Consider the following 16597-nt stretch of genomic DNA (forward strand, 5'->3'; position numbering starts at 1 on the left):
TTCTATTAGCTCTTTGCCGTGTAATATTTATAATAATACGGGTATCTATAATACACTGATTGCCTTACTCTATTAGGAATTACACCTAAAAACGACGCTCCCGTTGACTTGAAAGACGATACCATTTGTGACAATGCGGCTCTTTGAGTTTTTCCTAATTCTATAACCACTATGACTCCATCTGCTATTGTTCCCAACAAGAACCCATCTGCGCAACTAACCAATGGCGGCGAGTCTATTATAACAATATCATACCTCTCTTTTAAGCCGGAAACTAACGTTCTCATCCTCTCCGAATCTATTAATTCGCCGGGATTTGGTGGTATATGTCCCGCAGGTATTATACTTAAATTTTCTTCGTGTGTACTTTGTATTATTTCCTTCTCTTCTACTTCACTCACCAAATAATTTGATAACCCTATTTTGGAATGTATTTTAAAAATTTTATGCAAGCTTGGTTTTCTCAAATCTGCTTCTATTATTATAGTTTTTACATCCATTTTTGCATATATTATACCTATATTTGAACTTACCGTTGATTTACCTTCACCGGCATTACAACTTGAAATTACTACGCTTCTTAATTTCGTTCCAGCCTTTGAAAACTTCAAATTTACTCTTAGTTTATTATATGCTTCTGCAAGCGGAGATATAGAATCTTTCACTATTGGACTTGAGGAAAACGGCACCGCGCCTATTATTGGTATTTTTGCTCTCTCTACATCTTCTATCTCTTTTATTGAAGGGTCCAAATATTCCTTCACAAATAACCCGGCTACCGCAAGTCCAAATCCAAATATCAATCCCAGCAACATATTCATTTTGGGATTTGGTGTTTCAGGTATTACCGGCGGGGTAGCATATTCTACTATTACTACATTTCCTATTTCCCCTACTTCCGCTAATTTAGCTTCTTCGTATCTATCAACTAATTTTTCATATATCGCTCCATTAAATTTATATATTCTTTCAAGTGCTGCAATTTCATATTCCTTACTTGGGAATTTTTTTACATCATCTCCTACTTTATTGATTCTCTCATCCAATGCTTCTTTTTCGGCCTCCAAAATAAAAATGTTTGACCTTATATCCAATATCTTTTTTGACAATTCCTGCGGATATAAAAGCGGGTCAATCATTAAAATCTCTTCTTCTGAACGCGTTTGTACTTTATTCACTAATGCACTTTTTAATTCGTCTAACTTCGTTTCCAAAGATTTTAGTTTAGGATTTCCTTTTTCTAACCCGGCTAATACATAAGAAGAATATTCGCTTTCCAATCTCACCAATTGACTTCTTAGACTTGTTATAGATGGGTTATCTACTTTTATTATATAACTTGCCAACTTATCATTTTCCTCTTTTAACTTTTCCTCCGTATATACTAATTCTTTTTTCCTTGTTTCTATTTCCGCAACTAATTCTGAATTTTTGTCTTTTAATTTAAGAACTTGCTCTTGCAAAACTGACCCGCCGGCTGAAATTGATACAAGTTTTTCGTTTTCTTTAAATATTCTCAGACTATCTTCCGCGTCCTTTAATTTTTGTACTGCTGCCGGCATTTCTGCTTCTATAAACTTTCTTGTTTCTGTTATTTTTGCTCTTGCTATTTCTACGGAATAATTCTTAAATGTCTCCGCAATATTATTCGCCATACCTGCCACTTCTGCCGGAGTAAACGAATGCACGACTATCTGGATTATATCAGATTCCCTCAGCGGTGTAACCATAGTTCTTTGAAGCAAAATATCCGGGGCTGTATTTCCCTTAAGAAAAGCAAAATCCAGTTTTTGGTCTCTCATTGCGAAAGCTACTTTTTCCATAAACCCACGAGACCGCAATATCTCACAGTTTGTATCTATTCCAAATGCTTCTTCAAGAATTTGACTTTCTCCAAGTAGTGTTGATGTCCTTTTTATTAATACCTTCGTTGTACCTACATATATCTTTGTAGTTATTATTGTTTTCACATATGTAAGTGCAACTATTCCCAGAAAAACCCCAATAAATACCCACTTCTGTCGTAAAAATACCCTTAAATATTTCCTTAAATCTATTTCTGAATGCATTTGTTTATATGTCTACCCGTTACTTTGGGATAGCAGGTTACTTGTTTTTTAGTAAATTGTACAGTTGGTAATATACACCTATCGTTATTGTCGCTTCGGTTATAAATTTAGCTACTTCCTGAACTTTATACCATGGAGTTCCATCTACTTTAACCATATCCCCCGGTTTTAGAAATGGTATTTTTGCCCTGTTCCCTGTCTTAAAGTATCCCTTCATATTCACATTTATTACTTCGGGACGCGGGAAAGAACGCATTATTTTTATATTTGATAAGTTCGCATTTTTCGTCGGGCCCCCCGCTAACGATATCAAAGTTGCCATATCTACATCTTCCGTTATAGAATAGAGTCCGGGCATACCTATTTCTCCCCATATCGAGACCTTAAGCTGTAAATCTCCTTCTTCGCCAACATACAAATAATACTTTGCCGCAGGAGATTCCACCTGCCCCACTATAGATGAACTTTTAGGGATTTGCAATAACAAGAAATACAATAATACCATTGTTTGAAATTATAAGCAGAGTATTGCTATTGTCAATATATTTTTCTTAGGTAAAACTCAAGCAGATTACAATGAATTACTTCTTAATTACTAATAAGTTATAGCAAGCCCTTTTCGCCTCTGGCGAATTATAGTCAGGCTCTTTCCAGCTACGCTGGATTACTTACAAGCTCTTACGTTAGTTAGAGATAGATTGTTGAGCGATAGCGAAATCCCGCCTCGGCTGGATTGTCCGGAATCTTTTCCCGGAGAGATTGCTATCCATAGCTTGTCTATGGAGGGATTCGTATCCAGCCCTCTGGGCTCTGTGCACTCTGTTCTTTTTTCTGTGCTCTCCATTTTCTGCTTGTTATCCGTTACAATGAGTTTTATTTTTCTCTGTGTACTGTGGTTGAATTTTTGTGTAATTTTGTGCTTTAGTGGCGTAGTATTTTTTCTTTTTTTCAATTATTCAGCTAGCTCACATCTTCTCCGGCGCATCTATCCCCAATAACCCCAACCCTCTCTTAATAATACATCTCGCAATATCTATCAACACTAATCTGATATTTCTTAACTCTTCGTTTTCCGCTTTTAATATAGATACGTTTGCATATAACCGGTTAAAACTTTGCGCAAAATCAAACAAATAATTAGCAATCCGATGCGGCTCATAATTTTCTAATGCCTGGTTAATAATTTCCGGGAAATGAGAGATTCTTTTTATGATATCCGTTTCTTCTTTCTCAACCAATAATTCAGGTCTTAAGTTAAGCTTTGTAGCGCTGTCAAAATCCGCCTTCCGTAGTATTGACTTTACTCTGGTATAAACATATTGAATATAAGGCGCGCTATCCCCATCAAGACTTAACATCTTATCCCAGTCAAAAACTACATCTTTTACCCTATCCTGGGAAAGGTCAGTATATTTTATAGCTCCGATTCCTATTATTTGCGCTGTTTTTTCTTTCTCCTCTTCCGACATATCTCTTTCCGCTACTATGTTTTTTGCTCTTTGAATTGCTTCGTTTAGAACATCCTCAAGGAATATAACCCTGCCCTCACGAGTGCTCATCTTGCCGTCAGCCATTCTTATTAATCCAAACCATATATGAACGCATTTTACGTTATATCCCAGAAGTTCAGCTGCCTTGAAACACTGCTGGAAATGCAATTTCTGTTCGGCCCCGACCACATAAATAACCTGTTCGGGATTCCATTTTTCCATCCTGTGTTTGATAGCGGCTAATTCTCTTGTTGCATATAAACTCGTTCCATCACTTTTTTGAAGCAACAACGGCTGTCTGATGCCGTAATTATCAAGTTTTATTAAAACTAACTTGCTCTTCTGGGGAAAATTTTCTTCCAACTGTTCCGTGGATACTATTTCTTCCCATTCGGCTACTTTTTTATCAAGCGCTTCAACCACTATTCCCTTGAGCATATCATTATAAAAACTTTCCCCTATAATATCATCAAATTTCACTCCTAAAATCTTGTATATTCTTTCAAACTCCTTCAAACTGACATCTTTAAACCACTTCCATATTTCTGTCGCTTCCGCATCTTTTTCTTCCAATTTTTTAAACCACTTCCTTGCTTCGTTTTCTATTTCAGGATTTCCGCCTGAGACGGATTCCGCTTCTTTATGAAATCTTACATATAATTCTAATAACGCTTTTATGGGTGATGCTTCAATATCCTCTTTGTTCCCCCATTGCTTATACGCATAAATCAGTTTCCCAAATTGAGTGCCCCAATCTCCGATATGATTTTCGGCTATCACTTCATATCCGGCAAAGCGAAAAATATTACAAAGTGACTGCCCGAGCACCGTAGTACGTAAATGTCCAATCGAAAAAGGTTTGGCAATGTTCGGGGATGAATAATCTATGACTACTTTTTTGTCTTTGCCTATATCCGAAATACCATACTCTTCAGCAAATGACAAATAATCATTAAAGACTTGTTTGTTAATTTTTTCCCTGTCGAATACAAAATTTACGTATCCTTTTTCTGCTGTTATCTTGCTGAACAAAGTCCCGACACAATCCGATTTGCTTGCAACATCTTCCGCTAATTTCATAGGATTTTGTTTCAATTCTTTAGCAACTCCAAAAAGCGGAATAGACAAATCCGCTTCTATTTCAGCAGGGGGATAAAAAACCTGAACTCTATTTGTATTTACCTCAGGAAACGCCTTTTTTAATATTTCTTGCGCTTGTTCCTGAGCAACGCTTAATGCATATTTTTCCATAATCAAGGTATCTTTTCTTTTGTCAAATTCTATAATTTATATGCTATCTTGTCAATTTGTTTTTCTAATCTCTGTTTTTTCGTCTGTTTCTCCTATTTGTCATTCTGAACGAAGTGAAGAATCTCGTTTTTGCTTTTCCTCTCTGTGCCCATCCGTGTTTACATCTGTGTTCTTCCATGTTTCGTATGCCATATTTCGTAGTTGTCAACTTTTTTACAAGCGCGTCCCCACTATTCGTCATTCCCGCGAAAGCGGGAATCCATCTTTTCCTCTCTGACTTATCCGTCCTATTCTTCCTATTCTTCGTCCCGATTCCTCTTTTAACGATTATACGATTAACGAATTCCCCCCAAAAAAACTTGACTTTCCCCTTTTTCACTTTTATATAGTGCAATATATTGTTAGCTAACAATATAATTAATATCCTTGTCTTTTTAGTATAAAAATTATGGAATTTATAATATTTCTGTTTTCCTCTTTATCATTTAATTTCAATCCGTCATATTCTCTTGTTAATGCAGATTTATTTCAACAGTCTTATTATTCAACGCCGAAACTATCCACACTCCCAATTACGTATCTTTACACTTCTTCTGATTCTGACAAAGTATCTAATAAACCTCCTGAATTAGGAATTTATTTTTTAGAAGGTGGAGGAGCTACTGTAGGAGGCATAATTCCTTTATTCGTAGGTGTTTTGCTTTTAAGGTTATGGACAAATACATCATCCCCTGTTGCATCGAATATTTGTTTTTTTTCAATGCTTGCTTCAATACCACTAATTCCATTAGGAGCTGTTTACGGAGTAAAAAAAGTTGGTGAACATTATCAACAAAAAGGTTCAGGATGGGGAGCATTAATTGGAGCATTAATCGGGATAGGATTAATCGCAGGGACAACAGTTGTTCCGGCGCTGGAAAACCCATGCTCACCCTCACCATTTCCTCCGGCAATACAATATATTTCCCTTTTAGCTCTTCCTATCGGCACAGTGATAGGATATAATTCACAGTGATAGGATATAATTTTAGGTATATATTTTAAATAAAAATTAGAGTTAAATTACCTGCCGTTATGCAGGTAGGGAGAAAGTCTATGTCAAAATCATACAAAATTCTAATTCCATTATTTTTATCGCTTAGTATATCCGGTCTACTTTCAGCCCAGACTTATTCTGACTTCATCAAACTTGCAGACGAAGCTTATCGTAACAAAGACTATCTAAAATCCGCAGAGAGCTATGAAAAAGCGCTCGGGCAAGAAGAAGGCAAAACCAAAGAGTCTAATGGGGTTTATTATAAAGCCGCTCGTTCATGGGCATTATCCGGGAATGCAGAAAACGCTTTAAAAAACTTGAACCTTCTTACTAATATCATTGATACGGAAGCGTCATCAGGATTCTTAGAATATATTAAAACAGACTCTACTTTTGCAAGTCTTCATAATAAAAAAGGCTGGAAAACAGTTATTAAAAAACTTAACGGAAAAATAGAAAAGTATGAAACAAGTTTTAATAAGGAATTGGTTAAAGAATTAAAAGACATTTTGGAAAAAGACCAGCGGTATAGAAAACAATTGGAAGAAGTAAGCGAAAAATATGGCTGGCAATCAAAAGAGTTAAAAGAATTATGGGAAAAACAGGCAGAATTTGATTCCTCAAACCTTGTAAGAGTTGAAACAATAATTAAGAAATACGGTTATCCTGGCAAAGCTCTTGTAGGCACAATGCTAAGCTCTACTGCCTTTTTAGTAATTCAGCATTCTGACCTTAAAACACAAGAAAAATATCTTCCCCTCTTTCAGGAAGCCGCAGATAAAGGAGAATTGGGTTGGGACGATTTGGCTTTACTTATAGACAGAATCCATACAGGAAAAGGAGAAAAACAAATTTATGGGTCTCAAATCAGACAGACAGGCGGAAAGTATGAATTATTCCCGATTGAAGATGAATCAAATGTAAACAAACGACGCGCAAAAGTGGGACTTGAGCCACTGGAAGAATATGTAAAACACTGGAATATGACTTATACAGTCCCGGATTCCGAAGAGACACAGTTTGCCGAGAGAATGGATAACGCAGTTATTATGCCGGTATTTGTAGGCGAGAATTGTCATATCTCGAATACTTTAATTGTAAAATTGAGCAACCTAACCTCCGATTGTATAGTTGATGACACATTGTATTGGGAATCCCCGGAAGGATGGGCCGTAGAGCCCCAAAACCTTCCGGTAAAGATTGCAAAAAAAGGCAGCATTGTCGTAAAATTCAAAATAAAAAACAAAGGGGAAAGGCTTTATCCCACTCCACAATTTTCTATTCTCCTCCCTTATGCTAAAGGCAAAAAATATAACGTTACAAGGTCAGTCCCTGTTATTCGTAAAGCATATGCCAACAAAACAACTACTCCACCGGTTATTGATGGTAAAATTTCTGAATCTGTCTGGCGAAAACCTGTTTCATTACTCTTTTCACCGAATGGGAATTCAACGAAAATAGATTCTACGTATTTCTATTTTTCTTATGATGATAGCAATCTTTATGTCTCTGCATATTGCAAGGAATCGAAGATAGATTCTATATTCGCCGCTTCAACGGAACACGACGAAGCAGTTTATAACGATGATTGTATAGGTTATTTCTTCCAGCCGGATACGGCAAAAAACGAGGTCTATCAAGTCTATTTCAACCCTCTTGGAACGGCGTTCGACCAAAAAATATCGGGAATGGATGCCGATAGAAATTGGAACGGCGTTTATGAAATAAAAACATCAAAGGGAAATAATTTCTGGGCTGTAGAAACGCGGATTCCTCTTAGCCAGTTTGGAGTATCGGGCAAACCCGGGCAACAATGGAGACTAAACTTTAGACGTAAACAAAAAAGAATGCAAAACTCTGGCGATTGGCAGGTCCCAATAAACTACGACCCCAATACGTATGGAATTCTCATTATGAAATAACTGTCAACATTTTACCAGTTCTTCGCTCCCTTTTTGTCATTCTGAACGAAGTGAAGAATCTCAATGAGTTACAACCAATTACTATGAGTTACAATTTGTTCCCTAATCTCGTACAAGTCTCTTGAAATCCCTGTTGAAATTCTTTGTTTTTCTGTTCTCTGCGCTTATCGTTTCTGTTTTATCCTTCTTTAATTTTTCTATCTGTTGCACTCTGCTTAAGTTATTACAGTTCTTATAGACAGTTTTTACTATTTTCGTATTTATCCTGTAAATCTGCGAAAATCTGCGTCCTAATTTCCCTTTTATGTATTTTTTTCTGTCCTCTGTTTAACAAAATCTTTTATTTAAAGTTGACAAATATACGCTTATAAATTAGGTAATAAGTTAGTCAAATAGTCAAAAAACGGGCCTGTAGCTCATTCGGTTAGAGCACTCGGTTGATAACCGAGAGGTGAGTGGTTCGATTCCACTCAGGCCCAGTTTTAATTTTCCGTCTATTAACCCTCAAATAAATTCGCTCACTTTAGTTCGCTCATTTTCAAGGGGTTTCGCTATGCTTCACCCCTCGACGATTATCCAACTATTGCTTGATAATCTGCTCCCCTGCTCTGGCGAGGGATTACCTCTACGCCCTTCGCACTAAGGGGATTCCCCTTAGAACCCCATTTATAAGATATACCCCGGAAATTCTTATAAATAAAAATCCTTGACATATAAAACCTTAATATATACCTTTAACGTAAGCTTGAATTTATAAGATTTGAGCACAAGGGGGAAAAATGAAAAGACCGGTTGTCGCAACAGTTACTCTTTATATAGGACTCTTGTGTATGTTATTTGGTATCGTAAGCTACATATTCGGATTCCAATCTCTATTAAAAGTAAAACCTTCCAGCTTTTTTCAAGTCGCCGATTCATGGTTTATTATTACCATAATAGCTTATCTACACGAAATCTATAAAAAGAACAGCTAAAAAATCTGATTGCTTTATTCTTTAGAATCAATTAGGAGCTGAATAAGCATTGTCTAAAAAAGTCCTTGTAATCGCTTACTACTTCCCGCCTATGGGAATGGGTGGAGTGCGCAGAGTCGTTAGTTTCTGCAAATACCTCCCGCAAAAAAACTGGTCGCCGATTGTCCTCAGCGTTAAAAACATTAAATACTTCATTAATGACGATTCCTTTTTACGGGAAATTAACTACCCCGTTGTTCGAACGGAATCCGCAGACCCGCTAAGACTTTTAAAATCCTTTAACTTAAAAACAAATAAAAAAAACGTATCTTCTTCTTTTCACAAATTAAGTTCTTTTATGTTTATACCCGATAATAAAATCGGATGGTTTCCGTATGCCCTAAAATCAGGATTAAATCTCATAAAAAAACATAAACCCGATGTTATATTCGCATCTGCCCCTCCTTATACTTCACTTCTTATCGGCTATTATTTGAAAAAACTTACAAAACTACCCCTTGTCGTTGAATTCAGAGACCCCTGGCCCTACTCTTCTTACCCGACTTTCCTGCACAAAAAAATAAACGAATCCTTAAAAACAAAAGTTTTAAAACCCGCAGATGCCGTTATAACTATAAATAAAGTTATTTCTAAAAACTTACCGCCAAATACAATTATAATTCCTCCCGGCTATGACCCCGATGATTTTATAAATAAAAACACACACAAACCTTCAAGCAAACACAAATTCACAATAACTTATACCGGTTCTTTTTTCCCTCCACGAACCCCGGAATATTTTCTAAAAGCGCTGTCCGAACTTACAATTGAAAATCCTTCTTTATCCGAAGACATTAAATTAGAGTTAATTGGTTTACATTCGACGCAAGAGCAAGAAACCATAAAAAAACTGAATCTTGAAAACATAGTTGAAATTATTCCTTACTTGCCTCATAATGAATGCATACAAAAGCTTATCGCTTCGGATTTACTGTGGATAATGATTGATAATGTTGAAGACACCGCTTCTACTGGTAAAATCGGCGAATACCTTGGGGCAGGCAAACCCATTTTGGCTACCGTTCCGGAAGGTCCCTGCGCCGATATTATTAATGAAACTCGGACAGGAATGGTTGTCCCGCCGCGGGATATACAAGCAATTAAAAAAGCAATTTATGATTTCTACTTGAAATATAAATCCAAATCCCATCAAACAGGCAAACCCGAATCTTATAGCTGGCAAAATCTTACGTCTAAATTAACGGATATTTTTGATTCTTTGACTTAAAAACTTATGAAAATTTTTCCCGATTGTATACCTTGTTTGCTTAAACAAACCTTAACGACATTGCAATTCGCAACGGACGACCCTGATTTACATATACAGGGATTAAAAGAAATTGTTAGAATTATGCCCTCTCTAATAGAATTACCCACGCCAACACATATCGGCAGGGTAATACACAATTTATCCAAAGTTACAACTTGCAATCCCGACCCTTATAAAAAAGTAAAAACAGAACACACGGAAACTGCATTAAAACTTTATCCTCAATTAATTGCAAAACTTAAATCTTCCACGCAAAAACCTCTTTTAACTGCCTTAAAAATAGCCGCCGCAGGCAATACGATAGATTTTGCAAGAGGCAAAGATTTTGACCTTTCAAAAGAACTTGAACTTACTCTTAACAAAGAATTTAAACTGTGCGATTATGATAAATTTATAAATGACCTGAAGAAAGCAGACAAAATTTTATACATAGGGGACAATGCCGGAGAAACTGTTTTTGATAAAGTATTAATTGAAGAAATTAATAACTATCGCAAAGATAAAAACGTTTTTTATGCCGTAAGAGGTGTCCCCGTAATCAACGATGCCACTTATGAAGATGCCATCGCATCAGGCATATCCGACGTTGCAGAAATCGTAGATTCGGGCACGGATGCCCCGGCAGCATTACTTGAATATTGCACTCCTGCTTTTCACAAATTGTTTAATCAGTCTTCGCTTATAATAAGCAAAGGGCAGGGAAATTACGAAGGTCTATCTGAATCTAATGCGCCTATATATTTCTTATTTAAGGTCAAATGCCCGGCTATTGAAAAATCTCTCAACGCAACCCTCGGCGACCTTCTCCTCCTTAGAAATCCCTTCTCTGTTTAATGTATTGCTATGTTTCTCCATAACCAAAAACTCTATCTGTTCTCTGTTTTTCTTTTCCCTGTAAATCTGCGTTTGCCGATGTCTATCAATCTGCTTGGTAGATACGTCCCAATTTAATCTGCTCTTTTCTTTTTCTGTTTCTCTTAAAGTTCTCTTGCAATCCCTGTTGAAATTCTATTCTCTGTTCTTTTTTATCTTTGCGACTCCGCGCCTTTGCGTGAGAAATTCCTCTTTAGTAAAAAAATGTAGGCACAACTTGCCTGACGGCAGTCAGGATTTCAAATGGAACATCCGGAACATCCCGCCTCCTTGGCGGTGACCGCTGTGTCGGTGATCTCGCCATAGGCGGAGCGAAGATGGAACATCCCGCCCTGGTGGTGATTGTGCTTTGTGTATCTTAGCAGTTTTTTTAACTCTAAATCATCTTTCTTTCTCTGAAGTTAATTCTCTGGCTTTCGTGCTAATTCGTGTCCATTCGTGGATACTACTTTGTTTCCGGGTTTTTGACGGCGCAGCCGGGGCACATTAACCTCATTTTACATCGAATACAACTTTTTGTTCGACTAATCCCGCCGCTGTAAAACGAAATCAAAAACAGAAGAACCAGAACGATTATTTTAGGCATTGAGAATTTAAGAAAGAGAGAAACGATAAGCAGGATAACGGGAATTACGGTTAAAAGTCCATAAGTCATAGGGGCAAGTTTTATGCCGACACTCGTGCTGAAGTTTTCAATGTTCCCTTTTTTAAAAAACAAAGCGGAGAGTTTCCCCCATCCTGAAGGGCACCATTTGCCGTAATAATAACAATTTGTGCAGACTATTTTTCGTAATACAACATATACCATTAGCAGAGCAAAAGTAAGATAAAACCATCCGATTAAAGGGTGGACAAATCGGCAAGCGATTGTCCCCAACGCAAGCCATAGCAACATCATAAAATTCCCAAAAATTATGGTTATTTTGGGATGTTCTTCCAAGCCTTCTTCATAGATTTTCATTTGTCTCCTTGTTGTAGATGATTTATTATTTTATCTTCTCTAATATTCCTTCTACTTCTTTACTGCAGTCATAGATATACATATTTTTTTCTCCTAATATATAATCTGTAATGTTAGTAAAAATAGCTATCCTTTTGCCATCAGGAGAAATGGTATACGTTAAATTAAAATTTCTTTCCTTTGAATCAAACAATGAAAAAGTATCTTTTTTTTGTGTTTTTATATTACAAAATATTATACCTACAATATTTTGCATTGATGTTTCAGGATAAACTAAAACTTCCGGATGCTGATTGGATAAATATGTTGTAGGCATAAAATAGGGACGTATAATATTTTGTACATTATTGTCCCATATAGGAGTGTATGGGGAACACTTAAAATCAGAAATAAGCACTTTAAAGTCTTTATTTAAAGTATCTACAGAGCAGAGCGCTTGAGTGTCAGAAATAGAAATTACGATAAATATTTTTGAATCATCGTTAGAAAATCCCATATTATTTCCTTTGGGTAACTTTATCAAGGAATCGAGATTGTACATATTTGTTAGAAAAGCCGAATCGATTATGATATCCAAATAATTATATCCTGTTATTATACCTTTCCCGCAATCATTTTCTATTCTCTGCATTTCTTCTGCCATTCCATGTTTTTTATAATCCTTGCCCACCGAATCACGTTTTAACTCATATTTTCCATTTTCAAAAGACAATTTGTTGCCTTTAGAGTTGAATTTGAGGTTCCAATAAAGTGTATTCTCTTCCCATAATTTTTTTATAAAAGAATTATGTTTAATATCTTTCATAAACACCGTACATACCGGTTTTTTAAGAAAATTGCTAACATATGTTTCATTGTACCTATTATTCTTATCATTCCATACTTCTTCTTTATCAACAAATATTGAAGGGCCTAATCCATAAAACATAATGTTGGCAGGTATATTTATAGTAGAGTATATGAGTTTTTCCCCATCCGGAGAAATCGTATAATCTATTATTATAGAAGAACTACAAGGGACTGAAATAAGTATATTTTTCTCCCCCGTCTTCAAATTATATTGAATTATGGAACTATTTCCCTCCGATTCAAAAATCTCTGATGTTTGTCGTGATTGATAAGCGGTCATCGTATCCTCTTTTAATCTTAAAAGATAGGGTAGTGAATCATTTGTGTATTCAACAAAGTATATGATATCCTCGCTTAACCATTTTGGAATAGAATAGAAAATAGGAATAAATCCCCCATAAGGCGTAACTTTATGTTCTTTACTTTTGGCAATAATAGAATTTCCTTTTATACACTTTTGAATTTTTTGTTCATAACTTAATTCTGGTTGAAATACACTGCAGGATAAACCTAGAAACGTTAAAACCAATAGAGGAAATATAGTTTTTTTCACTTGTTTTCTTTTACATAATTATAAAACTTTTCTATTTCTTTTGTAACTTTATCCCAGGAATATTTGAGTGCGGTTTGCCGGCCGTTAGCTACTAAGCGGTTATAAAGTTCGGGTTCTTTATAGAGTTTTATTATTGTGTCGGCAATTGCAACCGGATTTTTAGGTTCAAATAATAAACCATCTTCACCATCTTTTACAACCTGTGAATACCCGTCAATGTTGCTTGCAATTACGCAAGCGCCTGCCGCCATTCCTTCCAACAAAACTATCCCGAAACTTTCCCTGTCCGTTGCCGGGGAACAAAAAATATTGCAGCTTGCGTAGTAACTTGGAAGAAGCGCAGGCTCGACAAAACCCACAAAATTAATCCCTTCCATATTATTTTTTATTACGGTATCATTAAGCCAGCCCTTGCCGACAACAATTAGTCTAGCGGATTTTATTTCTTTTCGCACGAACTGGAAAGCAGAGATTAAATAGTCAAGTCCTTTGCGGGGCTCAAACCTGCCAACGAATAAAATATTAAAAAAGTTGCCCTTGTTTAATTCGGGAATTGGTTTTACCGTGGCAGAAAATTTCGTAGTATCCACACCGTTAGGAATGATTGTAATGTTCGGTATGGCAGAAACCGTCTTTGTCGTCTGGCTTTGTTTCATTGTTCTGAGCGCTACTTCGGAAACTGCAATCATTCCATCGAGTCTTTTTGTATATGGCTGGACGACTGCAGCCGCATATTTGTGCCAGCTTAGTTTTGGGGAGGCAGAATGAAAAGTTGCGATGTTTACCGCGCGGGAATGTTTTATTGCAAACATCCCGATAAATGAGTTGGGACAATGAATATGTAGAACGTCAAAGTTATGCTCTTTTATCACGGAACGGGCTTGTTTTTCTAAGTCCAATGCCATCGGTATTATGCCGACGGATTTGTTTATGTAGAAACGCTGTGCCCTCCCGATACGGATAATATTTATGGATTTGTCGTATTCTTCGGTAAAAGATGAGTTTAACCAATCGTAGTTTGTAGTTAGTATTGAGACGTTATGTCCGAGTTTTACCAACTCGCAGGCAGAATGATATACGTGTTCGGAGACTCCGCCCGGGTAAGGATAATAAAGGTCAGAAATGATGCAAATTTTCATTTCGTATTAAGTTTAGAAAATAAACAACCGTATTAAAGATTTGTAAAGTGTTTTTTATAGGAAACTGTAAAAAGTTGACAACGAAATTAAAACACTATATTATATTTTCTAATGAAATCAAGAAGAGTAATTAGTTCAAGATACCTCATCGTTGTAACCATAATTTTTGCCTTGCTTATGGGAATAACAGGGACAGTCGTTATCAAACGAACAAGCTCCAGTATGTTGAAAGCGATTGAACAGGAGGGAATGGTTTTAACCGAAGGGCTGATTCTAAGCAGTCAAAACATCCTTAAAGCCGGCACCGTGATTGAACCTCTTTTCCGCCAGAAACTTCTTGATATTGCAAGGTTTATATCAAAGGATTCGAAAGTTCCGTCTATGGAAAAACTCGCTACCCTGTCCTCAGAATATAACTTATCCCGTATAGACATATTTGACCTTCGGGGGACATTATTAAAAAGTTCCCTGCCTTATCCCGTAGATAAAAAAATAGATTCTATCTTGCAACCGCTTTTAGACGGGACGGAAAGCGAGACTCCAATTGACGCGATTGACAACAACTTCGGCGTTGCGTTGAGAGTGGATAAAAGAATTATTACCTGCTACATAGATGCATCTTATATAAATGATTTCCGCAAGGAAACCGGTATCGGGGCGCTTATCCAGAAAATGAGCAAAGAAAAAGGCATAAGATATATCGTGCTTCAGGATGATGACGGCATCGTGTTTGCTTCGGAAAATATCAAAAGTATGAACAAAATTGATACGGATACTTTCCTTGTTAATGTCGTTGAAAAAAATATTACGGCGAGCAGGATGTATACTTTAAGAAATCATAAAGTATTGGAAGTCGTAAAACCTTTTATTATAGATGGGGTATCGTTCGGGGTATTCAGAGTTGGGCTTTCGCTTTCACAGTATAACCAGATAGCAGAGGAAAACAAGAAACACATAATATTACTCATCGCCGTAATATTTTTCTTGGGCGCCATCGTAATGAACCTGATTGGATTGACACAGCATTATACGACACTTGATAAATCTTACAGCGAAATACAAAGTCTTACGGGAAGCATTCTTGAGAGCATAGGAAATGCAGTCGTTGCGGTGGACAGCAAAAAAAGGATAACCGTATTCAACCAGAGCGCAGAGAAGTTATTTTCGATTTCCCGTTCGGCGATAATCGGGAAAGAATATAAATCCGTTTTCCCGAACGATGAATGTTTCATAGACCTTACTCTGGAAAAAGGTCGAACCATACAGGATATGACAAAGGCTTACACAAACCTGAAAGGACATTCGCTTATCTTATCCATAAACACGAATACGATTTTTAATAAAGAAAATAAAATTGAAGGGGCGGTAGGAGTGTTGAGAGACATTACGGAAATGAAAAAGATGGAAGAAAACCTGAAAGAGAAAGAAAGGCTTTCTGCGCTTGGGGAACTTGCCGCCGGGGTTGCGCATGAGATCAGAAATCCGCTTAATGCTATAGGAATAACAGCCCAGAGGATTGAGCAGGAGTTTGAGCCGAAAGAAAATGATAAAGAATTCAAGGAATTTATAAACATAATAAAGAATGCGATTGCGTCACTGAATAATACAGTGGAAGAATTTTTAAATCTTGCCAGGCCAATGACGCTGAGCTTAAAAGAAGAAGACATTAATAAAGTTCTGGATGATGTTATTTCATTGATTCAAAACGAAACAAGAGAAAAAGGAATCGTCATAACGAAGAAATTCAATGAGATGCGTCCTGTGGAAATTGACGTAGAAAAGTTAAGGAGAGCGATTTTCAACATAGCTTTAAACGGTATTCAGGCGATGAGTTCGGGAGGAGAATTGTTCTTCGGGACGGAACTTTATGAGGGCAGTTGTAAGATTACAATCAAAGATACGGGTTGTGGAATCCCGAAAGAAGCTTTGAAGAAAATATTCATACCTTATTTTTCCAAGAAGGCAAAAGGGACAGGGCTGGGGTTGTCAATTACGCATCAACTTGTTACTGCTCATAAAGGAAGAATAGAAGTTGAAAGCATTGAAGGTGCAGGAACGACTTTTACGATAATCCTGCCGGTGAAGGGATAGGTACGACCTGCTAAAGAATTGTCAGACAAGAATGTCTGACCTACCACAAAAAACAATGAAAAAGGGTAGATTGGAATGAG

Annotated in this window: 13 protein-coding genes and 1 tRNA gene; 7 read left to right on the plus strand and 7 right to left on the minus strand. The window is 36.7% G+C overall.

Going from position 1 to position 16597, the window contains the following annotated elements; genetic code table 11:
- Positions 1-5: 5 nt before the first annotated feature.
- The 4 genes from WC614_07985 to argS form a co-directional block, all read right to left on the minus strand.
- Complete coding sequence (locus WC614_07985) at positions 6-2069, minus strand: polysaccharide biosynthesis tyrosine autokinase (protein MFA5032943.1); 2064 nt, start codon at positions 2067-2069, stop codon at positions 6-8.
- 37 nt (positions 2070-2106) lie between these two features.
- Positions 2107-2574 carry an SLBB domain-containing protein gene (locus WC614_07990; protein MFA5032944.1) on the minus strand — a complete coding sequence of 156 codons (468 nt, stop codon included), beginning with the start codon at positions 2572-2574 and terminating at the stop codon, positions 2107-2109.
- A gap of 159 nt (positions 2575-2733) precedes the next feature.
- The gene (locus WC614_07995; GenBank protein ID MFA5032945.1) at positions 2734-3021 is read right to left on the minus strand and encodes a hypothetical protein; all 288 of its coding nucleotides are present in this window, start codon (positions 3019-3021) and stop codon (positions 2734-2736) included.
- Between the two features lie 13 nt (positions 3022-3034).
- The gene (gene argS, locus WC614_08000) at positions 3035-4810 is read right to left on the minus strand and encodes an arginine--tRNA ligase (protein MFA5032946.1); all 1776 of its coding nucleotides are present in this window, start codon (positions 4808-4810) and stop codon (positions 3035-3037) included.
- A 448-nt stretch (positions 4811-5258) separates the two neighbouring features.
- On the opposite strand from argS, the gene WC614_08005 reads away from it, so the two are divergent.
- From WC614_08005 to WC614_08030, 6 genes are all read left to right on the plus strand, one after another.
- Positions 5259-5825 (plus strand): hypothetical protein, encoded by a 567-nt coding sequence (locus WC614_08005; protein ID MFA5032947.1) that lies wholly within the window; start codon positions 5259-5261, stop codon positions 5823-5825.
- 80 nt (positions 5826-5905) lie between these two features.
- On the plus strand, positions 5906-7768 hold the full coding sequence (locus tag WC614_08010; GenBank protein ID MFA5032948.1) for a DUF6624 domain-containing protein: 1863 nt from the start codon (positions 5906-5908) through the stop codon (positions 7766-7768).
- 405 nt (positions 7769-8173) lie between these two features.
- Positions 8174-8247 (plus strand) — tRNA-Ile (locus WC614_08015).
- A gap of 300 nt (positions 8248-8547) precedes the next feature.
- Positions 8548-8742: a hypothetical protein gene (locus tag WC614_08020; GenBank protein MFA5032949.1), complete on the plus strand. Its 195-nt coding sequence runs from the start codon at positions 8548-8550 to the stop codon at positions 8740-8742.
- Positions 8743-8791: 49 nt separating this feature from the next.
- On the plus strand, positions 8792-10009 hold the full coding sequence (locus WC614_08025; GenBank protein MFA5032950.1) for a glycosyltransferase family 4 protein: 1218 nt from the start codon (positions 8792-8794) through the stop codon (positions 10007-10009).
- Between the two features lie 6 nt (positions 10010-10015).
- Entirely contained in the window at positions 10016-10885 is an 870-nt protein-coding gene (locus tag WC614_08030; protein MFA5032951.1) for an ARMT1-like domain-containing protein, read from the plus strand.
- Positions 10886-11369: 484 nt separating this feature from the next.
- Here the strand turns inward: WC614_08030 and WC614_08035 are convergent, their stop codons facing one another.
- The 3 genes from WC614_08035 to WC614_08045 are packed head-to-tail and all read right to left on the minus strand — an operon-like array spanning position 11370 to position 14426.
- Positions 11370-11885: a hypothetical protein gene (locus tag WC614_08035; GenBank protein MFA5032952.1), complete on the minus strand. Its 516-nt coding sequence runs from the start codon at positions 11883-11885 to the stop codon at positions 11370-11372.
- Between the two features lie 25 nt (positions 11886-11910).
- A complete protein-coding gene (locus WC614_08040) occupies positions 11911-13287 on the minus strand; it encodes a hypothetical protein (GenBank protein ID MFA5032953.1) in 1377 nt (458 codons plus the stop codon).
- Positions 13284-14426, minus strand: a complete 1143-nt coding sequence (locus WC614_08045) for a glycosyltransferase family 4 protein (GenBank protein ID MFA5032954.1) — start codon at positions 14424-14426, stop codon at positions 13284-13286. The genes WC614_08040 and WC614_08045 overlap by 4 nt, the downstream gene beginning before the upstream one ends.
- Before the next feature lie 111 nt (positions 14427-14537).
- On the opposite strand from WC614_08045, the gene WC614_08050 reads away from it, so the two are divergent.
- Positions 14538-16517 carry an ATP-binding protein gene (locus WC614_08050; GenBank protein MFA5032955.1) on the plus strand — a complete coding sequence of 660 codons (1980 nt, stop codon included), beginning with the start codon at positions 14538-14540 and terminating at the stop codon, positions 16515-16517.
- Positions 16518-16597: the final 80 nt, after the last annotated feature.

Source organism: bacterium (assembly GCA_041649255.1).
In the GTDB taxonomy this organism is placed as follows: domain Bacteria; phylum Hydrothermota; class UBA3073; order JACQXS01; family JAQTXJ01; genus JAQTXJ01.